This is a genomic window from Dietzia sp. NPDC055340 (assembly GCF_053645335.1).
Window position 1 is genome coordinate 69,904 of sequence record NZ_JBSHML010000013.1, and the last position, 22,807, is coordinate 92,710.

At 68.2% G+C, this 22,807-nt stretch carries 17 protein-coding genes; 5 read left to right on the forward strand and 12 right to left on the reverse strand.

All coding sequences use genetic code 11. The features are described 5' to 3' along the window. Positions 1–8 precede the first annotated feature (8 nt). The 8 genes from ACWIFB_RS11265 to ACWIFB_RS11300 form a co-directional block, all read right to left on the reverse strand. Positions 9–1,274 carry an MCE family protein gene (locus tag ACWIFB_RS11265; protein WP_454058285.1) on the reverse strand — a complete coding sequence of 422 codons (1,266 nt, stop codon included), beginning with the start codon at positions 1,272–1,274 and terminating at the stop codon, positions 9–11. Then, on the reverse strand, positions 1,271–2,422 hold the full coding sequence (locus ACWIFB_RS11270; protein WP_454058286.1) for an MCE family protein: 1,152 nt from the start codon (positions 2,420–2,422) through the stop codon (positions 1,271–1,273). Before ACWIFB_RS11270 ends, ACWIFB_RS11265 begins: the two co-directional genes overlap by 4 nt. Continuing rightward, positions 2,415–3,470, reverse strand: coding sequence for an MCE family protein (locus ACWIFB_RS11275; protein WP_454058287.1), 1,056 nt, complete (start codon positions 3,468–3,470; stop codon positions 2,415–2,417). The genes ACWIFB_RS11270 and ACWIFB_RS11275 overlap by 8 nt, the downstream gene beginning before the upstream one ends. Continuing rightward, positions 3,467–4,705, reverse strand: a complete 1,239-nt coding sequence (locus tag ACWIFB_RS11280) for an MCE family protein (RefSeq protein WP_454058288.1) — start codon at positions 4,703–4,705, stop codon at positions 3,467–3,469. The genes ACWIFB_RS11275 and ACWIFB_RS11280 overlap by 4 nt, the downstream gene beginning before the upstream one ends. 10 nt (positions 4,706–4,715) lie before the next feature. Next, complete coding sequence (locus tag ACWIFB_RS11285) at positions 4,716–5,567, reverse strand: MlaE family ABC transporter permease (RefSeq protein WP_182631437.1); 852 nt, start codon at positions 5,565–5,567, stop codon at positions 4,716–4,718. A 1-nt stretch (position 5,568) separates the two neighbouring features. Beyond that, positions 5,569–6,333 carry an MlaE family ABC transporter permease gene (locus ACWIFB_RS11290; RefSeq protein ID WP_295648583.1) on the reverse strand — a complete coding sequence of 255 codons (765 nt, stop codon included), beginning with the start codon at positions 6,331–6,333 and terminating at the stop codon, positions 5,569–5,571. A gap of 242 nt (positions 6,334–6,575) precedes the next feature. Further along, positions 6,576–7,490 (reverse strand): 3-oxoacyl-ACP reductase, encoded by a 915-nt coding sequence (locus ACWIFB_RS11295; RefSeq protein ID WP_454058289.1) that lies wholly within the window; start codon positions 7,488–7,490, stop codon positions 6,576–6,578. Between the two features lie 20 nt (positions 7,491–7,510). Further along, positions 7,511–7,705, reverse strand: coding sequence for a ferredoxin (locus ACWIFB_RS11300; RefSeq protein WP_182631440.1), 195 nt, complete (start codon positions 7,703–7,705; stop codon positions 7,511–7,513). A gap of 223 nt (positions 7,706–7,928) precedes the next feature. Between ACWIFB_RS11300 and ACWIFB_RS11305 the strand changes: the two genes are divergently transcribed. The 4 genes from ACWIFB_RS11305 to trhA are packed head-to-tail and all read left to right on the forward strand — an operon-like array spanning position 7,929 to position 12,852. Then, on the forward strand, positions 7,929–9,233 hold the full coding sequence (locus ACWIFB_RS11305; protein WP_454058290.1) for an acyl-CoA dehydrogenase family protein: 1,305 nt from the start codon (positions 7,929–7,931) through the stop codon (positions 9,231–9,233). A 1-nt stretch (position 9,234) separates the two neighbouring features. After that, positions 9,235–10,401, forward strand: a complete 1,167-nt coding sequence (locus tag ACWIFB_RS11310; protein WP_452099541.1) for an acyl-CoA dehydrogenase family protein — start codon at positions 9,235–9,237, stop codon at positions 10,399–10,401. Next, positions 10,383–12,122 (forward strand): AMP-binding protein, encoded by a 1,740-nt coding sequence (locus ACWIFB_RS11315; RefSeq protein ID WP_454058291.1) that lies wholly within the window; start codon positions 10,383–10,385, stop codon positions 12,120–12,122. The genes ACWIFB_RS11310 and ACWIFB_RS11315 overlap by 19 nt, the downstream gene beginning before the upstream one ends. A 34-nt stretch (positions 12,123–12,156) precedes the next feature. After that, positions 12,157–12,852: a PAQR family membrane homeostasis protein TrhA gene (gene trhA, locus ACWIFB_RS11320; protein WP_454058292.1), complete on the forward strand. Its 696-nt coding sequence runs from the start codon at positions 12,157–12,159 to the stop codon at positions 12,850–12,852. Between the two features lie 331 nt (positions 12,853–13,183). Here trhA and ACWIFB_RS11325 read toward each other — a convergent pair whose 3' ends face one another. Beyond that, positions 13,184–14,290, reverse strand: coding sequence for an NAD(P)H-dependent flavin oxidoreductase (locus tag ACWIFB_RS11325; RefSeq protein WP_454058318.1), 1,107 nt, complete (start codon positions 14,288–14,290; stop codon positions 13,184–13,186). A gap of 2 nt (positions 14,291–14,292) precedes the next feature. Beyond that, positions 14,293–15,930, reverse strand: coding sequence for an acyl-CoA synthetase (locus tag ACWIFB_RS11330; protein WP_454058293.1), 1,638 nt, complete (start codon positions 15,928–15,930; stop codon positions 14,293–14,295). A gap of 81 nt (positions 15,931–16,011) precedes the next feature. On the opposite strand from ACWIFB_RS11330, the gene ACWIFB_RS11335 reads away from it, so the two are divergent. After that, complete coding sequence (locus tag ACWIFB_RS11335) at positions 16,012–16,818, forward strand: crotonase/enoyl-CoA hydratase family protein (RefSeq protein WP_454058294.1); 807 nt, start codon at positions 16,012–16,014, stop codon at positions 16,816–16,818. Positions 16,819–16,988: 170 nt separating this feature from the next. Here ACWIFB_RS11335 and ACWIFB_RS11340 read toward each other — a convergent pair whose 3' ends face one another. Both ACWIFB_RS11340 and ACWIFB_RS11345 read right to left on the reverse strand, forming a co-directional pair. Next, entirely contained in the window at positions 16,989–18,449 is a 1,461-nt protein-coding gene (locus ACWIFB_RS11340; protein ID WP_454058295.1) for an aldehyde dehydrogenase family protein, read from the reverse strand. A 103-nt stretch (positions 18,450–18,552) separates the two neighbouring features. Beyond that, positions 18,553–22,608, reverse strand: a complete 4,056-nt coding sequence (locus ACWIFB_RS11345) for an Ig-like domain repeat protein (protein WP_454058296.1) — start codon at positions 22,606–22,608, stop codon at positions 18,553–18,555. Positions 22,609–22,807: the final 199 nt, after the last annotated feature.

A 22,807-nucleotide genomic window follows, 5' to 3' on the forward strand; every position in this document is an offset into this window, starting at 1 on the left:
GCCGCTCATCATGCGCCTCCCGTCACGAGCAGGGTGTCGGTGAGGTTGTCACCCTTGTTGACCACGTTGACCAGCGGGTCAGGGCGGTCCGAGACGGGCTGGACGCCCGGCGCCGTCTGTGTGCCCGGCTTCTGTAGGTCCCAGATCTGGTCCGGCTCGGCGGTCGGGGTGATCGGCGGGGCGACCACACCGTACGGGTAGTTCGAGGTCAGCGAGTTGAACAGCGGCCCCATGTATTGGGCGCACAGCTCCGCGTCGGACTCCGCGGTGTTGTTGGCCAGGCCGGCGATGGCGCCGCAGATGAAGTTGGTCGGATTGGCCATCTGGTTCATCGCCAGTACACCGTTGAGTGTGCCCTGATACGGGCGGTAGATGTTGTAGAAGTTCGCCATGGCGGTGGGGCCGACGTGGAGGATGCCCTCGAGATCGGCTCGGCGGTCGCGGATCACCTGGGTGGCGCGGCCGAGCTTGTCGACGCCCACGGAGAGCCGTTCCCCGTTGTTCTCGAGGAAGCGGTTGATGTCCATCACCGCGAGATCGAGGTCGCGCAGGGCGGCGTCGATATCCTCGGTTTGGTCCCCCAGCACCTGCGAGACGCTGGCGAGCTTGCCGCCGAAGGAGACGATCTGCTCCTCGCTCTGGGACAGCGCGGTGACGAACAGCTGGAGGTTCTTCAGCGTGGTGAAGAGGTTCTCGCGACCGTCGGACAGGATCGACATGGTGTGTGAGACCTCATTGAGCGCGTCGCGGATGTCGGCGCCGTTGCCCTCGAACATCGCGTCGGCTGAGTCGACGAAGTCGCCGAGCGGGCCGGTCTTCTCCCCCTTGGCGGGGCTCAGCGCGGTGGACAGCTTCATGAGCTGCTCCTTGACGCCGTCCCACTCGACCGGGACCGCCGTGCGCTCGACGGGGATGGTGCCGCCGTCCGGCATCTCCTCGCCGCCGGTGTAGGCCGGGGTGAGTTGGATGAACCGCTCGGCGACGAGCGACTGGGCCACGAGCAGGGCGTTGGCGTCCTCCGGCACAGGGACGTCGTGGGCGACCTTCATGGTGACCTTGGACATCCCGTCCTCCGTAGCGATGTCGGTGATGCGGCCGACCTCGACGCCGAGCACACGGACGGTGTCGTCCGCGTAGACGCCCTGCGTGGACGGGAAGAACGCGGTGATCGTCTTGGTCCGACCGGAGAAGATCCACACGGCTCCCGCGATCAGGGCCACCACGGCGATCAGGGCGACCACCTTCGCGGCGGTGCCCGGCAGGAATCGGTTCATCGCGGCAACCTCTTCTCGCCCCAGCCGGGGAACTCGTCCATCGTCGTTAGCCCCGGTACGCCGGGAATTGTGGGCTCGGTGACCAGCCCGGGCTCAGGCTGGACGCGGTCATCGATGAGCGGCATGAGGTCGCGGAGGATCGTCTGCTGGTATTGGCCCAGCGACAGGTTGGACACGTAGGCGTTGAACCACGGGCCGGAGGAGACGGCCTCACTGAGTGCAGTGGAGAACGGCACGATCCGGCGCAGGCCGAGATCGATGTCCTCCTTGTTCCGGATCAACAGATCGGACACCTGCTCGAGCTTGTCGAGCGCCGGGCCGATCTGGGCCTCGTTGTCCTGCACCAGCCCCGACAGCTGCCGGGCGAGCTCGTCGATGTTGACGATCAGCTCGCTCAACGCGCGCTTACGCATGTCGAGCTGGGTGAACAGGACATTGCCGTCGACCATGAGCTGGTTGATCTGGTCGCTGCGCTGACCCAGCACGTCGGTGGTCCCGGCCGCCTTGTCCAGTAGGTCGCGGACGGCCCCATCCCGCTCGTTGAGCGAACGGGACAGCCGTGTGATGCCGTCGATGGCGCCGCGGACCTCCGGCGAGGAGTCCTCCATGGTCTCTGCCAGCACGTCGAGCGCGTCCTGCACCGAGTCAGTATCCATGGCCTCGACCGTGTCGCTGAGATCACCGAGGGCGGAGGTCAGAGAGTACGGAACGGACGTCCTATCGATCGGGATCGTACGGTCCTCGAGTTCGCCGCGACCGTCGGAGAAGATCCCGAGTGCACGCCGGCCGAGGATCGAGTCCGTCTTGATCTGCGCCGACGTGTCGGCGCCGAGGTCGACGTCGGTATCGATATCGAACTTGACCCTTACCCGGTCACCGTCGAGTTGGAGCTTCCGGACGGAGCCGACGCGCATGCCGGCCACTTGGACCTCGTCGCCGGTGTTGAGCCCGGCGGCGTCGGCCACGTAGACCGTCGCGCCATGCATGCCGTTGATGTAGGGGATCCGGTCGTAGTTCAGCGAGACCGCCATCAGAGCCACTACGCCGACCGCGCCCCAGACGCCGATGACCTTCGGGTCACGGTCCCGGAAACGGAGCTGTCCGCGAGGCGCCTTGGGGGGCGCGCCGTCACTGTTCTTCTTACTCATCGGGGAACGCACACCGTCCCGTCGTCTGCTCATACTGCGGAAGAAAGAGGTCATTGCCGGTGGCCGGGTTAGTGATTCGAACAATGACGCCACAGAGGTAGAACTGGAAGAAACTGCCGTAGACGCCGAGGCGGCCCATCTTCTCGAAGTCCGACGGCAGCCGGTTGATGACGTTCTCGACGAACTCCTCGTCGTCATTGATCAGGGTCGCCACGCGGTCGATCTGCGCGATGTCCTCCTTCAGAGACGGGCGAACATCGGCGAGCAGGGTGGTCATGTTGGCACTCGAGTCGTTGAGTCGGCTCACGGATTCGGCGAGTGGCTCGGAGTTGGCTGCCAGGCCCGAGACCAACTGTTGGAGGTCGTTGACGATCGAGTCGACGTTGTCCTGGTTGTCCGCCACCGTGGTGAGCACGGAGTTGAGGTTGGTGATCACGTCGCCGATGAGCTGGTCCCGGTCCGCGAGGGTCTGGGTGAGTGACGACGTCGAGGCAAGCAGGTCCTGAATGGTGCCGGACTCACCCTGGAACACCTTGACGATCGACTCGGACAGCTGGTTGACCTGCCCGGGGTCAAGCGCCTTGAACAGCGGTCGGAATCCGCCGAGAAGCGCGTCCAGGTCAAGCGCGGGCGCGGTCTGCGAGAGTGGCAGGGTGCCGCCTGGTTCGAGCGGAGCCTGGCTCCCCTCTCCGCGCTTGAGCTCGAGGTAGCGGTCGCCGGTCAGGTTCTCGTACCGCACCACGGCCTCGGTGCTCTGGTGGACGCTCTGGTTTCCGGCGACCGTGAAGCGGACGCGGGCGGTGTTCTCCTCCGCCAGCTCGACCTTCCCGACCTGGCCGACCTCGACGCCGGCGATACGCACCTTGTCGCCGGACTCGAGCCCTGAGACGTCGGTGAAGTGCGCGTTATATCGCTCGAAGTCGCCGGAGCGGTACTCGCTGAACACCACGACGAGCCCGGCCAGTACCAGGGCCATCACAGTGGTGAAGATCCCGAGCTTGACCGCGGTAACCCGGCCCGCGCGCGCTGCCGCGCGCCCGGCGCTCACGGGTTCCCTCCGTCCATGCCGAGCATGACCTGCAGCAGTGTGGGCGGCGCGGGCCTTCCGGGCTCGGTCGACGGAAGCGGGCCGAAGAGCGGACCGGGTCGCGAGGTGAACACGTCGGGCATTCCCTCCACGGGGTTGGAGCCGGTGTCGGTGACGACGAACGGCGCGTGGACGCTCGGGTCGGGGAATGGCAGGCCGTAGCAGTTCGGGCCGGTGCTCGCGTTCACCTTAGGCAGGTCCTTGGGGTACTCGTAGGCTCGCGCGCCCTGCTGGAAGCCGGCCTTGAAAGTCAGGCCCGGTTGGTTGGACGCACCGAACGCCTGCCCGGCGCCCTCGACGCCCTGGTTGAGGCCGACGATCAGGCAGGTGAGCATGGGCGAGTACTCGCCGAGCAGGCTGGTCGAGGCCCGCAGGTCGGACAGCGCCTTGACCAGCTGGTCGCCGTTCTCGCTCAGCAACCGCTTGCCGGTCTCGCCGGTGCCGATCGCGGAGGCGAGCAGCTGTTCGAAGCGGGCCTGGTTGTTGACGATGTTGGCGCCGACGTCGGTACCGGAGTCGAGAATCCGCATGACGTCCGGGGTGACGTCCGCGTAGAGGTTCGCCACCCGCGAGCCCTTGGCGAGGTCGCGCTGGAGCGTCTCGATCTGCGGATTGATCTCCTCCAGGTAGGCGTTGAGGTCCGTGATGGTCTGCCCGACCTGTTCGCCCCGCCCGTCGACGGCCCCGGAGATCGCGCCGAGCGTGGCGTTGAGCTTCTCCGGCTCGATCGCCAGGAGCAGATCGGACAGGTCCTGGAACAGGGTGTTGACCTCGGTGGTGACGTTGGTGGCCTGGACCACGGCGCCGGGAGCGAGGGTGGCCGCGTCCGGTGTGGCAGGGGCCTGGAAGTCGACGGACTTGGCGCCGAACACGGTGTTGGACCCGATGGAGACCGGGGAGTTCGCGGGGATGGCCTCGAGCGCGGAAGGATCCACCTCGAGATCCAGGGTCGCGCCGTCGAACTCCTGCGTGATCCGGGTGACGTTGCCGATCTCCACGCCGCGCGAGCGGACCTTGGCGTCTTCCTCCATCACCAGTCCCGCGCGGTCACTTCGCACCGTGATCGGGACGCGACTGTCGAATGCCCGGACGAACAGGAGCAGGGACAGCGCGACCACCACGACGATGAACAACGCCAGGCCCGCGGCCGCGATGCGCTTGGGCACCGTGTCGCTCTGGCTCACCGTCCTCGCCATATCGTCTCTCCTATCCCGACAGGTTGAAGTTGCCGTCTCCGCCGTAGATCGCGAGCGAGACGAGAAGGGTTACCGTCACCACGGCGATGAGCGACGTGCGCACCGCGTTGCCCACGGCCGCGCCGACACCGGCGGGGCCGCCTGCCGCGTTGTACCCGTGGTAGGTGTGGATGAGCATGATCGTGATGGCCATGGCGATGGCCTGGACGAACGACCAGAGGATGTCCGTCGGAATGAGGAACGTCGAGAAGTAATGGTCGTAGACGCCTCCGGACTGACCGTAGATCTCGACCGTCGCGAAGCGGCTCGCCAGGAACGAGGCGATGACCGCGAGCGAGTACAGCGGGATCACCGCGATCATCCCGGCGACGATGCGCGTGGACACCAGGTAGGTCACCGAATCGATGGCCATGACCTCGAGCGCGTCGATCTCCTCGGAGACACGCATGGCACCCAGCTGGGCGGTGGCGCCGGCGCCGATGGTGGCCGCCAGACCGATGCCGGCGATCACCGGCGCGGCGATACGGACGTTGATGAACGCGGCGAAGAAGCCGGTGAGCGCCTCCACGCCGACATCCGTCAGCGAGGAGAAGCCCTGCACGGCGATGACGCCGCCTGTGGCCAGGGTGAGGAAGGCGACGATGACGACCGTGCCGCCGATCATCGCGAGCGCACCGGTTCCCATGGCGATCTCGGCGATGAGCCGCAGCGTCTCCTTGGGGTACTGGGTCAGCGCGCGGGGCGTGGCCGCCAGCGCGCGCCAGAAGAACAGGGCGTGATCGCCGAAGTTGTCGAACCCGCCGATCGCCCGATGGCGAGCACGCGACAGGCGCGGGAACCGCGTGGTCTCTATCACCGCCATGTCACGCTCCCAGAACCTTGACGCCGACGGCGGTGATGACGGTATTGACCACGAACAGCGCCATGAAGGCGAAGACGACGGTCTCATTCACCGCGTTGCCGACCTCTTTCGGCCCGCCGCGGACGTAGAGCCCCTTGTAGCAGGCGACGAGGCCGGCCAACATGCCGAAGACGCCGGCCTTGACCTGGGCCAGGACGAGTTCGCCCAGCCCGGTCAGCAGCGTGATGCCGTTGACGAACGCGCCGGGGTTGACGCCCTGGAGGAGGACGGAGAACAGGAAGCCGCCGAGGATGCCGATCGTGCACACCAGGCCGTTGAGCAGGAGCGCGACGAACGTCGAGGCGGCCACGCGCGGAACGACGAGACGCTTGACCGGGTCGATGCCCAGCACCTCCATCGCGTCGATCTCCTCGCGGATGGTGCGGGCACCGAGGTCGGCACAGATCGCGGTGGCCCCGGCCCCCGCGACGATGAGCACGGTGACCATGGGTCCGACCTGGGTGACCGCACCGAGCGCGGCGCCGGCGCCCGAGAGGTCGGCCGCACCGATCTCCCGCAGCAGGATGTTGAGCGTGAAGCTCACAAGGACGGTGAACGGGATCGCCACGAGGATCGTGGCCATCATCGATACGCGGGCGATGAACCACGACTGGTCGATGAACTCGCGCCCCTGGCGGACGATCGACGGGAACGCGACGAAGGTGTCGAGCGTCATCGCGAAAAAGTCGCCGACTCCCCTGAGTGGCTTGTCGAGAACATTCGCCATGACGCCCCCCTCCTACCTTTCATCCCCCGGACCACAGGTCTCGATCAAGTCACGCGACGGTGACCACCCGGTGTGATCGCGGTAACAAACTAGCTAGAACACGTTCTATCCCGCAAGGGCTTCCTCGGCACCCCCCGAGCGGACCCCTTGCATTATGTGGACGGAATCTAACATGCGCCCCACCCATCACAGCGGCCCCTGGCGTGAACTCGTACAAACACGTCAGGGGCCACCTGTCGGGGTCAGAGCTTCATGATCTCCGCGGCCGAGAAGGACTTGCCCTCCGCGCGCCCTGACCAGTGCCCCGACACAGCATCAGCGAACGCGCGACGATCCCAGATGCCCCCTGAAGCGTCGAACCGCTTCTCCACGACCGGGGCCTCGACGAGCGCCACCATTCCGCCATATACCACGAACAGCTGCCCCGACACCCCCGCCGCCGCCGGCGACGCGAGGTAGGAGACCAGGTCGGCCACGCGGTCCGGGGACAGCGGGTCCGGCCCCTGGGACTCGTCCCACGCCTCGAAGACCGCCTCGGTCATGCCGGTACGCCCCCGGGGGGCGATGGCGTTGGCCGTACAGCCGATGCGTCCGAGAACGCGCGCCGCCGAGAGCGTGAGCGCCGTGATGCCGGCCTTGGCCGCGCCGTAGTTGGCCTGACCGGGAGGGCCGAAGAGCCCTGCCTCGGACGACGTGTTGATGAGGCGGCCGTAGATCGGCGCGCTGCCCTCGGTGCGCTTCTTGTCCTCCGCGCGCCAGTGGGCGGCGGCGTTGCGGGTGAGCAGGAAGTGTCCACGCAGGTGGACCTTGACCACCGCGTCGAAGTCGTCGTCGGACATGTTGAAGAGCATCTTGTCGCGGGTGATACCCGCATTGTTGACGACGACGTGCAGGCCGCCCAGCTTGATGGCCTCCGCCATCATCGCGTCGGCGGTCTCCCGTTCGGAGACGTCGCCCACGACGAGAGCCGCCTTGGCTCCCGCGGCCTCGATATCCGCAATAACCGCATCCGTGGCCTCGGAGGCCCGGATGTCGTTGATCACGACAGCGGCCGCGCCCGACCGGGCCAGCTCAACGGCTTCCGAGGCCCCCAGGCCCGAGCCGGAGCCGGTGACCACGGCCACCCGGCCGTCGAGGGACAGATCCTGATCGAGCATTCCGCGTTTCTCCTCCACACTCACTCGACGGCCTTGAGCGCCGCCATCGGGCATTTCTCCACAGCCTTGAGGGCCCGCTTCTGGAGCTCCTCGGGCACCTCGTCCACGATGACGCGAACGATCTCGTCGTCGTCGTTCAACTCGAAGACCTTGGGCGCGAGGCCCACGCACACGGCCTGCCCCTCGCAGCGGTCGGGATCCACTTCAATCCGCATACCAGTTCTCCTTGGTCGGTCCAGCGGGCACGGCGCCCCCGGGGCTGGGTCGATTCTATGTGAGCCGGGACACTAGAACGTGTTCCTACTCGAGCATGAGTGTAAGTCACCGGCCACGGTCGGGCCCCACCCGCGCCGAGCCCCGCCATCCGGCGCCCCACGGTGTTAGCGTGATCCGCATAACTGGAACACGTTCCAACAGCGACGACGAGCATAGGGACCCATGGACATCACCTACACCCCCGATCAGCAACGGCTGCGCGGCGAGTTGCGAGAGTATTTCTCGGCACTGATGACCCCCGAGCGACGTGAGGCGTTCACCTCGACCACCGGCGAGTACGGCCACGGCAACGCCTACCGCGAGATCGTCGCGGAGATGGGCCGCGACGGCTGGCTGACCCTGGGTTGGCCCGAGGAGTTCGGCGGCCGCGCCCGCCCGATGATCGACCAGCTCATCTTCACCGACGAGGCTGCGATCGCCGGCGTGCCGGTGCCCTTCCTCACCATCAACTCCGTCGCGCCGACGATCATGGCGTTCGGCTCGGACGAGCAGAAGAACTACTTCCTCCCCCGCATCAGTCGCGGCGAGCTGCACTTCGGCATCGGCTACTCCGAGCCCGACTCCGGCACCGATCTCGCATCGCTTCGTACCCGCGCGGTTCGCGAGGCCGGGACCGGCGAGCACGAGGGGCAGGACATTTACCGGATCAACGGACAGAAGATGTGGACGTCGCTCGTCGCGTACGCCGACTGGATCTGGCTGGCCGCCCGCACCGATCCGGCCGCCAAGCGCCACAAGGGCATCTCGATGATCGTCGTGCCCACCACCGCCGAGGGCTTCTCGTGGACCCCGGTGCACACCATGGCCGGCCCCGACACTAGCGCGACCTACTACCAGGACGTGGTGGTCCCGGCGAGCAACCTCGTCGGCCCCGAGCACGGCGGCTGGCCGCTCATGACCAACCAGCTCAACCACGAGCGCGTCGCCCTCACCTCCGCCGGCCCTCTGCAGGCCTCGCTGCGGCAGGTGCTCGCCTGGGCGCGGGCCACCCGATCCGCCGAGGTCGGCCTGCCCGGCGACGGCATGGTGATCGAGAACGAATGGGTCCGCACCCACCTCGCGCGCGTCCACGCGATGGCCGAGTACCTGGCACTACGCAACTGGGAGATCGTCTCCGCGGACACCGCAGCGCCAACCCGCATCGCCGCCTCGGCCACCAAGGTGTACGGAACCGAAACCGCGTGCGAGGCATACCGCCTGCTCATGGAGGTTCTCGGCTCGTCGGGTCACCAGCGGTCCCACTCCCCCACCGCGGCGCTGCACGGCCGCATCGAGCGCCTGCACCGCTCGGCGCTCATCCTCACCTTCGGCGGAGGCACCAACGAGGTGCAGCGCGACATCATCGCCGCAGCCGGTCTCGGACTGCCGCCGGCGCCGCGCGTCGCGCCGGCCCCCGCCAGCGCAGCGTCGGCCAACACCGCGTCCGCCGACACCGCGTCCCCCAGCACCGCCCGGAAGGACAGCTGACATGGATTTTTCCGTCGACGACACCACCGCGGAGCTGGCCGGCCTCGTCCGCGAGATCGGCGAGCAGCTGGTCACCGACGAGTCCCTGCGCGAGCTCGACGCCCGCTTCGGCCCCGGCACCGAGTCCGGCGGCGCGGACCGTGAGACCGCCCGATTCCACGCCCGGTTCTGGGACGAACTCGTCCGCGCCGGCGTGCCCACCGCGCTGGCGCCCGAGCCCCTCGGCGGTGCCGGGCTCGGCGTGGTGGGCGAGGCTCTGGTCCTGCGGGAGCTGGGCCGCGTGCTGGCGCCCGTCCCGCTATCTCCCGGGATCCGCGCGGCACACCTGCTTACTGCGGCCGGACTGACCGACCGCGCCGTCGCAGTGGCCGAGGGCGCGGAGATCGCAGCGGTGGGCGACGGGAACCTTCGCCCCTCTGCGGAGGTGGACTGGGCACCGATCGCCGACGTGATCGTCTCGCCCGCACCGTCGAAGGAGCACTCCTTTCTCTGGGTGTGCGACGTCGCGACGGCGCGCGCGGCGGATACGGTCCGGATCGAACGGACCGTGCCGGTGGACTTCTCGTGCGCTGGGCTCGTCGCGGGCGCCCCGATGTACTGGCCGCTGGCGGACCGCAAACCGGGCGCTACGGAGTCCCACTACAAGTTCTCCGAGGGGAACGACATCCCGCCGGTGCCCGCCGAAGTGATCGGACTCGACGCCCTGCGTCGCCGCGTCCACCTGGCCGCCTACCAGTGGGGCGTGCTCGAGGCCGCGCTCGAGCGCACGGCCGCCTACGCCACCACGCGTCACCAGTTCGGTCGTCCCATCGGCTCGTTCCAGGCGGTCGCGGCCCGGCTGGCCGACGGGATGATCGACGTGGACGCGGTCCGCCTGTCCACCCTGCGCGCGGCCTACGAGCTCGACGCCTGTAGTGGCCACCCGGGGCCCGCCGCCCGGGATGCCGTCGCCTCCGCCCACTTCTGGGCCTGCGACGCCGGCCACCGCCTCGCCCACAGCGCCGTGCACATCCACGGCGGCGTGGGCCTGGACCGCTCCGAGCCCGCGCACCGCTACTTCCTCGCCGCCAAGGCCGGCGAGTTCCGCCTCGGTGGCGCCACCCGGCAGCTGCTCGACCTGGGCGACGTGCTGGCCACCGAAGGAGACCCATGGGAGTACTCAGCATGAGCGCCGCTGTGCGGACGATCGCCGACGTCGCCGCCGAGCCGTTCCGCTCGGTTGCCGACGCGATGCACGCCCTGTCCGATATCGACGACCGCGGAATCTGGGCCGACGGGCAGCTCACGCCCTGGTCGCAGGCGACCCGGGAGAGCGCAGTGCGGATCGCGGCACTGCGGGAACTGATGGGGTCGCGGGCGGACGTGTCGTCGTCGTCGGACTCGTCGCCCGGCGCCCCCGCCGCGGCCGCGCCGGACGCACCGCATCCCCACGTCGGTCTCCTCATGTCCGGCACCCCGGAGTACCTCCACCTGCTCGGCGCGGCGGCGTGCTCGGAGCTCGTCGTGGCCGGCCTCAACCCCACGCGGCGCGGAGAGGCACTCCTGCGCGACGCGACGCTGGCGAACTGCGCCGTCATCCTCACCGACGCGGACAACGAGGCCCTCCTCGACGACCTCGACGCCGGCGTACCCGTCATCTCGGTGGACTCGCCGGAGTGGTCGTCGCTGCTGACCCGCCACGCCGACGCCACGCTGCCCGCCCCGGACACCGTCCCCACCGGCGCCGACGACCTGGTGGCGCTCGTGTTCACCTCCGGCACCAGCGGCGACCCCAAGGCCGTGCGCATCACCCAGTCCAAGATCTCGGTGCCCGGACGGATGCTCGCCGAGCGGTTCGAAATGGGTCCCGAGGACTGCGTGTACAGCGCGATGCCGCTCTTCCACTCCAACGCCGTGATGGTGGCCTGGCCGATCGCACTGTTCGCGCAGTGCTCGATCGCGCAGCGCCGCCGCTTCACCGCGTCGGGCTGGCTGGACGACGTCCGCCGCTACGGCTGCACGTTCGCCAACTACGTGGGCGCGCCCCTGTCCTACATCCTCGCCACCGCCGAGCGCGCCGACGACGCCGACAATCCCATGCGCGTCGTCTACGGCAACGAGGCCCCCGCCGACGTGCGGCACGAGTTCACCCGCCGCTTCGGCGCGCGGGTGGTCGACGGGTTCGGCTCCAGCGAGGGCGGTCTGTCCATTTCGCGCACGCCCGACACCCCGGACGCCGCGCTCGGTCCGCTGCCCGCGGGCGTGCGGATCGTCGACGTGGAGACCGGCGCCGAGTGCCCGCGCGCCCGGTTCGACGCCGACGGCGCGCTGGTCAACCCCGACGAGGCCGTGGGCGAGATGATCGCCGACGGGCCCGGCCTGTTCGCCGGGTACTGGGGCGATGAGGCCGCCGACGCCGAGAGGATGCGTGGGGGACGTTTCCACTCCGGCGACCTTGCGTATGTCGACGACGACGGGTACGTCTACTTCGCCGGGCGCTCCGGCGGGTGGATGCGTGTCGACGGCGAGAATCTTGCGGCAGCACCGATAGAGCGCGTGCTGCGGCGTCATCCCGACGTGGCAGAGGTGGGCGTGTACGCGGTGCCGGCGGCCGAGGTGCGCGGCCCGGGCGCCATCGGTGACGCCGTGGCCGCGGCAGTGGTGTTGCGCGGCGACGCCGATGCCACGGTGGCCTGCTGGTTTGCCGAGGGGCTCGGAGAATTCCTGTCCGGGCAGCCCGATCTCGGCCCGAAGCAGTGGCCGACACTTCTGCGGATCACCTCGGCGCTGCCGCGGACCGCGAGTTTCAAGTTCCGGGCCCGGGATCTCACCTCGCTCGGCGCCGATCCCGCCGGGGACCGCGTGTGGGTGCGCGGGCACGGGGCGGAGGGGTTCTCGCCGTCAGCGTGATGGGCAGCGCAGGCGCCACGGGTAGGTTCGGAATGTGGACCCCACCGTGAACGTTGACCAGCGACCTGCCGAGGGCGACGACTTCGGTATCGCCGCCGTCCCGCCCAAGCCGCTACTCCGCGGCTGGATTCATGTCGGCACGCTGCCGGTGGCGATCGCGTTGGGCGTCGTACTCACCGTGCTGGCTGATGGCACCGCGCTGAAGTGGGCGTGTGTGGTGTTCCTGGCGACCTCGTCGCTGCTGTTCGGCATCTCGGCGCTGTATCACCGGGGCAAGTGGTCCCCGCGGGCCGCGGCACTGATGCGACGGCTGGACCACTCGAACATCTTCCTGCTCATCGCCGGGACATACACGCCCATGACGGTGGCCGCACTCGAGCCGCCGGCCAGCACGATCCTGTTGGTCGTCGTGTGGACGGGCGCGCTGCTGGGGATCGCGTTCCGGCTGTTCTGGCTCTCGGCCCCACGCTGGCTGTACGTGGTGCTGTACATCGTCCTGGGCTGGACCGCGGTGTGGTTCGCCGGTGACCTCATCAACGTGGACCCCGTCGCTGTGGGCCTGGTGCTGGCCGGCGGCCTCGCCTACACGGGCGGCGCGGTGGTGTACGGGCTCAAGCGGCCCGACCCGGTGCCGGGCATATACGGCTTCCACGAGGTGTTCCACACGTGCACGGTAGTGGCGTTCGCCTGCCACTGGGCCGCGATGCTGCTGTTCGTCCTCGGCAGCTGAGCCCGCGCCGCACCGCAGGCCGACCCCCGCACGCCGCCCCGCGGCACCCACGCCGCGACACCCACGCCGCGACACCCGCGACTCGCAGGCCGACCCGCGGCCGGTTGCAAGACATCGCTCCGCAGTCGCAAGACAGATCACGCGAGATTCGGCTTTGGAATCGAAGCTCCTGCCTTGCAGCTCGGGCGCGATGTCTTGCAACTTACGGAGATGCCTCGAAATGGGCGGAATCCGCTGCCCGGGTGGGGCGCAGCGGATTCCGGAGGAGGCAGCCCGGCAAGGCCAGCCAGCCAACACAGCCAGACCAGCCAACACTGCCCGGCCAGCCAGCTCAGCCCAGCGAGGCCCGCAGCCGCTCGACGGCCGCCTCGTACTCGGCCACGATCTGCGCCATCGTGTCGGCGACCGGCACGATGCCATCCAGCGAACCGATGATCTGCCCGGCCGGCATGGCCACGACCTCGGGGTCCTGGGCCTCGGAGATGCGCTGATGCGCCTCGGCCACGAGCAGGTTCTGCAGCGGCATCGGCAGCGCATCGGGCGCATCGTCAGCGGCCCAGGCGTCGGTCCACTTGCTCTTGAGCAGACGGGCCGGCTTGCCGGAGTAGATGCGGCTGCGGACGGTGTCGCGGCTGGTCGCGGCGAGCAGTGCCTTCTGCATGGCGCGCGAGCCACCGTCCTCGGCGTACTCGGCGGCGGTGAGCCAGCGCGAGCCCATCCAGGCCCCCTGCGCGCCCATGCCGACCACGGCCGCGACCTGCGTGCCGTCGCCGAGCCCGCCGGCGGCGAGCACGGGTGCCCGGCCGTCGAGCGCGCGGATGATCTCGGGCACGAGCACCATGGTCGCCACCTCACCGGTGTGCCCACCGGCCTCGCCGCCCTGGGCGATCACGATGTCGACCCCGTTCTCCACGTGGGCCAGCGCGTGCTTGGTGCTACCGGCGAGCGCTGCGACCTTGAGTCCTGCGGCGTGCGACTGCTCGATCACCTCGACCGGCGGCGAACCGAGCGCGTTGGCGATGAGCACCGGCCGGTGCTTCAGCGCCACGTCGACGTGCGACTGCGCCACCGAGTGGAGCCAGCCCAGCACGCCGGCGTTCTTCCCGGCGTCGTCGCCGAGCGGCGGCACGCCCAGGTCGTCGAGGACGCGGTTGACGAAGGCCTTGTGCTCCTCGGGGATCATGGCGCCCAGGTCCATCGAGCTGCCCTCGGTGGGCACCTTGTTGGGCATCACCACGTCGACGCCGTACGGCTTGCCGTCGGTGTTCTCGTCCATCCAGGTCAGGACCTCGTCGAGCTCGGCGGGGTCGTTGTACCGGACGGCGCCGAGCACTCCCATGCCGCCGGCGCGGGTGACGGCGGCGGCCACGTACTTCGACGGGGTGAACGCGAAGATCGGGTACTGGATGCCGAACTCCTCGGCGAGGGCGGTGCGGATGCTCACTTGCTGATCTCCTGGCTGTCGTCTGCGGGGCGGGACGCGGCGATCTCCGCGGCCCAGCGGTAGTCGGGCTTGCCGGCGGGATTGCGCTTGACGGTGGTTTCGACCCACAGTGCGCGGGGACACTTGTAGCGGGCGATCTCCTTGCGGGCGTACTCGTTGAGTTCCTCGATCGGCGGGCACACGCCGTCCCGGGTCTGCAGTACGGCGGCGACCTGCTGACCCATCCGCTCGTGCGGCACGCCGATCACGAGCGCGTCGTACACGTCCGGGTGGGTCTTGAGCGCGGCCTCGACCTCTTCGGGGTGCACCTTCTCGCCGCCGGTGTTGATCGACACCGAGCCGCGGCCGAGCATGGTGACGGTGCCGTCCTCTTCGACGCGGGCGTCGTCGCCGGGGATGGAGTAGCGCTTGCCGTTATACGTCCGGAAGGTCTCCGCGGTCTTGGCCTCGTCCTTGTAGTAGCCCAGCGGGATGTGCCCGGTACGGGCCACCTTGCCGATGATCCCGGAACCCGGCTGGACCTCGTTGCCGTCGTCGTCCAACACGGTGGTCTCACTGTCGATCATCACGCGCGGCCCACCGGTGTGGTTCTTGCCCTTTTCCGCGGTGGACAGGCCGGAGAATCCGGTCTCGGAGGAGCCGATCGCGTCGGAGAGCATGAGGTGGGGGAACGCGTCGACGAACTGGTCCTTGACCGAGGGCGAGAGCAGGGCCGCGGACGAGCCGATGTAGAGCAGGCTCGAGGCGTCGTACTTCTCGGGGTCCCAGGCCTCGATCATGGGGCGGGCCATGGCGTCGCCGGTGATGAACATGAGGTTGACCTTGCGGTCGGTGACGGTCTGCCACACGGCCTCGGCGTCGAACTCGGGGACGAGCACGCTGGTGTGGCCGGCGAACAGGGCCATGAGGATGGCCCACTGGGCGCCGCCGTGGATGAGCGGCGGGAGGGCGGCGCGGACCAGGACACCGTCGTCGACGGCCTTGTTGGCGAGCTCCCATTCGTCGGCGACCTTCTCGCCGGTGAGGAAGTTGATGCCGCCGCCGAGGACCATGAACACGTCCTCCTGCCGCCACACGACGCCCTTGGGGAAGCCGGTGGTCCCGCCGGTGTAGAGCATGTAGAGGTCGTCGTTCGAGCGCTCGCCGAAGTCTCGCTCGGCGGACTGGGCGGCCAGCGCGTCCTCGTAGTGGGAGACGGTGACGCCGGCGGGGACCTGCGGGTCGGGGCCGTCGGTGCCGTCCTCGACCACCACGACGTGGGTGACGCCCGGCGTCTGCGGGAGGGCCTCGGCGAGGGTGGCGGTGTAGCGACGTTCGACGACGACGACAACGCTGTCCGAGTTGTTCAGCAGATACTCGAGTTCGGTCGCGACGTAGCGGAAGTTGACGTTGACCATGACCGCCCGCAGCTTGAAGATCGCGACCATCGCCTCGACGGCCTCGATGGTGTTGCGGCTGTAGACCGCGACCTTCCCCTCGGGGCCCACGCCGACCGAGCGGAGGTGGTGGGCGAGGCGGTTGGCGCGGCCCTCCAGTTCGCGGAAAGTCAGGACCCGGTCACCTTGGACCAGGACCTCGCGGTCCGGCACGCGATCGACGCTGTGCTCGACAAGATCTCCGATGGTGTAAGCCATGCCTCCAAACTAGAACGTGTTACCGTCCCGTGGTGAGTGTTACTTGAATCTCACTTCGACCAGTTTTCCCAGGAGGCTCCGTTGACCAGCGCCGTCACGCCCGAGGACCAGCACCTGCTCACCGAGCGGCGCGGTCACGTCCTGATCGTCACCATGAACCGGCCGGAGGCCCGCAACGCCCTGTCCGGGCCGATGATGCGGGGCATGGAGGCCGCATGGGATCTCGTGGATTCCGACCCCGAGATCCGCGCGTGCATCCTCACCGGCGCGGGCGGTTTCTTCTGTGCCGGTGCCGATCTCAAGGCCATGAACAAGGAGGCCCCGGGCGACAAGTTCGCCGGCGGCGGCTGGGATCTGACGAAGCTCCCCGCGCTGCTCAAGGGCCGCCGGCTGAGCAAGCCGCTCATCGCCGCGGTCGAGGGCCCGGCCATCGCGGGCGGCACCGAGATCCTGCAGGGCACCGACATCCGGGTGGCCGGACGCTCGGCGAAGTTCGGCGTCTCTGAGGCCCGCTGGGGGCTGTACCCGCTCGGTGGTTCGGCGGTTCGGCTCGTGCGCCAGATCCCGTACACCGTCGCGATGGAGGTCCTCATGACGGGCCGCCACCTGACCGCCGAGGAGGCCGAGCGCTTCGGGCTGATCGGCCACGTGGTGGACGACGGCTCCGCGCTGGACAAGGCCCTGGAGATCGCCGAGCTGATCGCCGCCAACGGGCCGCTCGCGGTGCAGGGGATGATCGAGACCATCCGCCGCACCGAGGGCATGCACGAGGAGGAGGCCTTCACGATCGACGCCGAGGTGGGCGGCCGCGTGTTCGCCTCCGCCGACGCCAAGGAGGGCCCGCGGGCTTTCGCCGAGAAGCGCAAGGCCGAGTTCCGGGGGGAGTAGCCCACCCCCTCCCCCAGTTGCAAGACATCACCCCGCAGCTGCCTGACCACAGTTGCGAAATCCAGCGAACTTTTCGACCAGGATGTCGGGCAACCGGGGCGCCCTGTCTTGCAGCTGGGGCGGGGCGGGGCCGCCCACTGGGCAACCCCGCCCCTCGAAGCTCGAGCGCCTCAGAGCTTGAGCCGCGTCCGCAGCTTCATCGCGCCGAAGTACATCGACGCCTGCTTCTTCTTGTCCGGCCCGAACGGCGGCACCATGAAATCGGCGGCGGAGTAGTCGAACGAGTGCAGAGCCACGGCCCGCTCGTGCGTGAAGGTCCGGAAACCGTAATGGCCGTGGTACGAGCCCATGCCGGAGTTCCCGACGCCGCCGAACGGGATGGCGGAGGAGACCATGCCGATGCCGAAGTCGTTGCCGTAGATGTTGCCGGAGCGGGTGCGGTCGGCCACCGTCTCGAACCGCTCGTTCTTCTCGCCGTACCAGTACAGGACGAGCGGGCTGGGCCGGTCGTTGATGTACCGGATGGCCTCGTCGATGCTCGAGTAGCGGAACACGGTGAGGACGGGGCCGAACACCTCGTCGGAGTCGATGTCCATCTCGGGCGTCACCCCGGTGAGCAGGGTGGGCGCGATCTTCCGGGTGAGCGCGTCCGGCAACCGCTCCCCCGTCGGCGTCGCGTCCCGCTTGGTCGCACCCTTGGCCACGGCGTCGTCCACCAGCCCGACGATCCGCTCGTAGTTCGAGGTGTTGACCGTGGCCGTGTAGTCCGGGTTGCCGACGATCGCCGGCAGGGTGCGACGCCACTGGTCGAGAACGGTGTCGCAGAACGCGTCGTACTGGTCATCGTGCACAAACACATAGTCGGGACACATGCAGACCTGACCACCGTTGACCAGGCGAGCCGAGGCGATGTTGCGCGCCGCCCGCTCGACATCGGCGGAGGTGTCCACGACCACCGGGTTCTTGCCGCCAAGCTCGAGCGTCACCGGGGTGAGGTTCTCGGCGGCGTCCTTGGCGACGGACTTGCCCACGCCCGGTGAGCCGGTGAAGAACAGGTGGTCGTAGGCGAGCTTGGAGAAGTCGGCGCCGCGGCCGTGTTCGGGGCCGGCGATGGCCAGCTCGTCCACGGAGAAGTAGTCGGGCGCCCGTCTGCACAGCACCTCGGTGGTGCGGGCAGTTACGGAGGAGGGCCGGATCATCACGCGGTTGCCGGCGGCCAGCGCGGACCCGGCCGGGACGATCGTGAGGTAGAGCGGGAAGTTCCAGGGCCCGATGATCCCCACCACGCCCTTGGGGTCGTGCCGGACCTCCTGCTGGAAGCCCAGCTTGTCGAGTGCGCGGGAGATACGGGTGGGCTTCATCCACTTCTTGACGTTCTTGCGCTGGTGGTCCAGATCCGGCATCGAGGACGCGATGTCGGTGAGCGTCGACAGCGTCTCTGGGCGGGAGCCGTAGTCCTCGCGCATCGCCTCAGTGAGCTCGGCGGCATTGTCTAGGACGAGCCGCTTGAGCCTCGAGATGCGGTCGCGGCGGATCTTGGCGCTGGGCTGCGGGTCGGCGAGGAACGCCTGCTGCTGCCGCTCGAGAATCTGGGCGAGAGTGAGGTCGCGGGCGGTGGGTGTGGTGGCCATGCCCCCAGGGTAGAACCTGTTCTCGCGCGGTGGGGCAGGAGGCGACGACGACGAGGGCCCACCTCCTCTGGATGAGAAGGCGGGCCCCCGGGAATGCGCGGTGTCAGCCGCCGAGCGAGCTCAGTGACCCGAGCGATCCACTCGTTCCGCCGGTTCCGCCGATGAGGCTGCCGAGGGAGCCGGAGTCGAGCGAGCCGGAGCCGTCGTTGTCGTCGCCGCCTTCGTCGCCGTCATCACCATCGTCGTCGGCGGGCCGGACGGTGACCGTCTTCTCGACGGTCTGGTCCCCGACTGTGACCGTCAGGACGACCTGGCCTTCTGCGTCCGGCGTCCACTCGCAGGTGGCGGTGCCGTCCTCGTCGAGAGTGACGCGGCAGAGCTCGCGGTCGCCGGAGACGATCACGACCTCCTCGCCCGCGTCACCGGTGATCTCGATCTCGGCCTTCTCCCCCGCCACCGGCTGGGCCGGGGTCAGGGTGATGATCGGCTCGGTCGGGTCGACGGCCTCGGGCTGGACCTCGAGCGCCCCGCCGTCGGCGGCCGTGGAGGTGTTGCCGGCCTCGTCGGTGGCGGTGACCGTCACCTGCTGGCCGTCCATCTCCTCGGTCGCGGTGAAGGTGCACGTGAAGGTGCCGTCGGTCGCCGTGATCTCGCAGACCTCCTCGCCGCCGACCTTCACCGACACGGTCGAGTCCGCCTCGGCCGAGCCCGTGACCGTGACCGTCTCCCCGACCGTCGCCGGCTGCGGCGACACCGTGACCCCGGTGGGCGCTGCGGGCGCCTCGGTGTCGGGCGCCTCCGCCACTGCGATCGCTGTTGCCGTCGGCGACTGCGAATGGTGCGTGGTGGCGTCGCCGGCATAGTAGGCGGTCACGTTGATGGCGCCTGCCTCGGTCGGCGTCCAGTCACACGTCGCGGCGCCATCGTCAGTCAGTCTGGCCGAGCACAGGAAGGTCGATCCGTCCCGGAACTCGACCAGAGAGTTCTCGGACCCCCCAGTGACCGTCGCAGAAAGCGTGACCGGCTCCCCCACCGTCGGGTCCGCCGAGGCGGTCACCAGAGAAGTCTGAGTCGCCGCGGCGTCGACCGTGATGGTGAGCTCGTCGGACTCGGCCGGTGAGACCGTCTCCGATCCCCCGTACACGGCCTTGATCACATACGTGCCGACCTCGACCGGAGTCCATGAATACGCGGCCTCTCCGCTGATAACGGTGACAGCGTCGACCGTGGTGCCGTCGACGACAATGTCGATCTGCTGCCCGTCAGCAATTCCGATGGCGTTGATCGACAGTTCCGTCGCTTGACCCGGCTGCACTGAACCCGGGCCGGTGAGCGAGACCGACGACGCGGCCGTGCCCACGGCGATGGTCGTGGCGTTCGCCGACTGCGATGCGGACGTGGCGTCGTCGCCCTGATAATGGGCCGTGACGTTGACCGTTCCGGCAGCCGCCGGGGTCCAGTTGCACTCAACGGTGCCGTCAGCGGCGAGCGTGCCGGTGCACAGCTCGCTATCGCCATTGCGGAACTCGACAGCGACACCCGGCGTGCCGCCGGCAACCGTGGCCGACAGCACGACCTCCTGACCGACGCTCGCGTTTGGCGAAGCCGTGACATCTGAGGTTGTCGTGCCCGCGGCGGTGACATCGATGGTCACCGGCGTGGACTCGGATGCTGCGACGAAGTCCGTGCCCGCGTATCCGGCGACAGCCGTGACCGTTCCGGCGGTCGCCGGCGCGGTCCAGGTGTACTTCGCTTGGTTGTCTGTAACAGTGGGCGAGCCGATCACAGTGTCACCAACCGTGATGTCGATGGTGTCGCCGTCGGCGATCCCGGTGGTGGTGACGGTGAACGTCACCTCGCCTCCCACACCTACTGGGCTCGTTGCGTCGAGCGATACGGTCGATGCTGCCTTGTCTACCGCCACGGTGGTGCCCCTCGGCGACTTCGACGGAACTGTGGCGGCATCGCCCGGGTAGTAGGCGATGACGTTGACCGTTCCGACTGAGAGCGGGGTCCAGTCGCATTCAACGGTGCCGTCAACTTTGAGGATCCCCTCACACAGCAGGGCTTCGCCGTCGCGGAACTCGACCGTGGCACCCCCGGTCCCGTCGGTGACCGTGGCCGACAGAGTGACCGGCTGGCCGGCAATCGCCGCGGTCGAGGCGCTCACCCGCGAAGTCTGCGTGGCGGAGGCGTCCACTGTAATAGTCAGCTCATCGGACTCGGACGGCGAGACCGTTTCCGACCCCTCGTACACGGCCTTGATCACGTAGGCGCCAGCCTCGGCCGGAGTCCACTCGTACATGGCCTGATCACCGTTGACTGTGACGGTGTCGACCGTGTTGGTACCGACCATGATGCCGATCTGTTGCCCGTCAGCGATGCCGACCGTGGTTATGGTCAGCTCTGCGGCCTGACCTGGCTTGACCGAACCCGGCCCGGAAAGTTCGATCGACGAGGCGGCCGTACCAATGGTGACCGCGGTAGGCGCAGCCGACGATGCTGCTGCGGCGGATTCGGTTCCCATGTAGTGGGCGGTGATCTCGTAGGCGCCGATTGCAGTCGGGGTCCAGAAGCACGACGCGGTGGCTCCCGAGCCCTTGGTCACCGAACAGAGTTCCGCGTCGGTGGCATCGCGAAATACGACCTCACCGCCATCCGCCGCGCCTGTAATGGTGGCCGAGAGTCGCACCTGGGAATTGACCTCTCCGTGGACGGTTGCTTCGACCGTTGAGACGTGCGTCAGGGACTTGCCTACGGTGCCGGTGACAGGCGTCGAAGATGAAGGCGCGTACCCTTCAGATCCTCGGTAACGGGCCACGATGCTGTAATCCTGACCCGCGAGTTCGATCGGGACGTCCCAGTCGGCGGTGGCCACACCGTCGACGACGGTGCCTTCTCCGATCTGGGTGCCGTAATGAGTGAAGTCGACCGTGTCGCCGTCGTTGCCCTCGTGGACGGTAGCTATGAGTTGTGAGACTTCTCCGGCAACCGGCGCCGGGTACACGGCGAGTGCGGTGGACGTCTGCTGCTTCGGGGTGGCAACGCTCACCATCCGTGTGCCGGATGTCGAGAAGGCGTGAGTGTCTGTGGCTACGAACCGCGCCTCCACCGGGTAATCCCCCGTGCGCTCTGGAATCCAGCCTGTATAGGTTGCGGTACCGCCAGCGACGTCGGCGACGCCCTGCACGTCGCCGTTGACGACAAACTCGACTGGCTGTCCGTCCGGAATGCCGGTCGTGGTGGCCGTGAGCGGGATTGCGCTGCCGGTATGCGCAGGTGAGCCGACCTCGAGGTTAACTCTCGTCGCGATCTTGCCGACATGCACGGTCACGTCCTGGGATGTGCTCCCCGCGACGTTCGTGGATCCCGCGTAGCGAGCAGCGAGTGTGAAGTCGCCTGTCGCCGTCGGTGTCCAGTCTGAGAACGAGGCTGACCCGGCGTTGACGGTTGTGGTCCCGGATGGGGTGCCATTGACCAAGAGCTCGAGCTCGTGTCCGTCAGGAATACCTGACGTGCCAGCCGCAAGCGAAACCGGTTCGCCGACCGACACCGAATTGGGCGTGGCCGTCAGCTCGACTTCGGATTGGATTTGCTGGACCGCGATCTGCGGCCCCATGGTTTTGTTACCCAGTTCATCGTTCCCTCCAGGCGCCCGCTTGATCCAAGTCCCGCCCGTGTTCAACCCCGTGCCTGGCTGGGTAGCGTCACACTTCACCGTGTACTCCGCAGTTATCCAGAACGGCTTTGCCGTTACACCGCCCCCATTGGCGAACTGCACATACTCGCTCGTCCTGGAGAACTCGTCTGCCGCCGTCGCTTCAGACGCGACATCCCCGCCCGTCGCCTGCCACCGTGCCGAACTCGGCACGTACTCCAAACACGTTGGAGTGAAATCACGCACCCGGTAGAGGAGATATCCACCGGATTCGCGCATAACCTCGGTCCTCACGGTGACAACTTGTCCATACGTCGGCGTGGCCTCGCTCACGGTGCGTGTAATCTTGAACGGCGAACCCACACCACCGACATCGTAAGTCGCGGGCGGCGTCGGACCAGCCGACACTGTCGGTGCGCGGTCTAAGACGAATACAGTCGCGATGAGCACGAGCGCGGCGAGCAGGGTGATCATCCGCCGAGCCGGGGTGAATGTGGTCATCAGGATCTCCTACATAACTTCATTGGCTGCCGATGGTCGCTGGCGGCATCAAATTGGCTTGAGAAACTAGCCGCGTCTACCTTTTCAGGGAGCGGGAACTCGTTCGTGGGCAGTCAGCCACGACGGGACACTGTCGCAAGCTTCACTTTGTCGCGGTTGCCATGGGGTTTCCGAACTGGGTCGGTGCAGCGACCCGAAT

Excerpts from the sequence above, each read along its gene's own strand:
- ACWIFB_RS11265 (WP_454058285.1), bottom strand. The coding sequence starts at position 1,274 with ATGAACCGATTCCTGCCGGGCACCGCCGCGAAGGTGGTCGCCCTGATC.
- ACWIFB_RS11270 (WP_454058286.1), bottom strand. The coding sequence starts at position 2,422 with ATGAGTAAGAAGAACAGTGACGGCGCGCCCCCCAAGGCGCCTCGCGGA.
- ACWIFB_RS11280 (WP_454058288.1), bottom strand. The coding sequence starts at position 4,705 with ATGGCGAGGACGGTGAGCCAGAGCGACACGGTGCCCAAGCGCATCGCG.
- ACWIFB_RS11285 (WP_182631437.1), bottom strand. The coding sequence starts at position 5,567 with ATGGCGGTGATAGAGACCACGCGGTTCCCGCGCCTGTCGCGTGCTCGC.
- ACWIFB_RS11290 (WP_295648583.1), bottom strand. The coding sequence starts at position 6,333 with ATGGCGAATGTTCTCGACAAGCCACTCAGGGGAGTCGGCGACTTTTTC.
- ACWIFB_RS11295 (WP_454058289.1), bottom strand. The coding sequence starts at position 7,490 with ATGCTCGATCAGGATCTGTCCCTCGACGGCCGGGTGGCCGTGGTCACC.
- ACWIFB_RS11300 (WP_182631440.1), bottom strand. The coding sequence starts at position 7,705 with ATGCGGATTGAAGTGGATCCCGACCGCTGCGAGGGGCAGGCCGTGTGC.
- ACWIFB_RS11305 (WP_454058290.1), top strand. The coding sequence starts at position 7,929 with ATGGACATCACCTACACCCCCGATCAGCAACGGCTGCGCGGCGAGTTG.
- ACWIFB_RS11310 (WP_452099541.1), top strand. The coding sequence starts at position 9,235 with ATGGATTTTTCCGTCGACGACACCACCGCGGAGCTGGCCGGCCTCGTC.
- ACWIFB_RS11315 (WP_454058291.1), top strand. The coding sequence starts at position 10,383 with ATGGGAGTACTCAGCATGAGCGCCGCTGTGCGGACGATCGCCGACGTC.
- ACWIFB_RS11330 (WP_454058293.1), bottom strand. The coding sequence starts at position 15,930 with ATGGCTTACACCATCGGAGATCTTGTCGAGCACAGCGTCGATCGCGTG.
- ACWIFB_RS11340 (WP_454058295.1), bottom strand. The coding sequence starts at position 18,449 with ATGGCCACCACACCCACCGCCCGCGACCTCACTCTCGCCCAGATTCTC.
- ACWIFB_RS11345 (WP_454058296.1), bottom strand. The coding sequence starts at position 22,608 with ATGACCACATTCACCCCGGCTCGGCGGATGATCACCCTGCTCGCCGCG.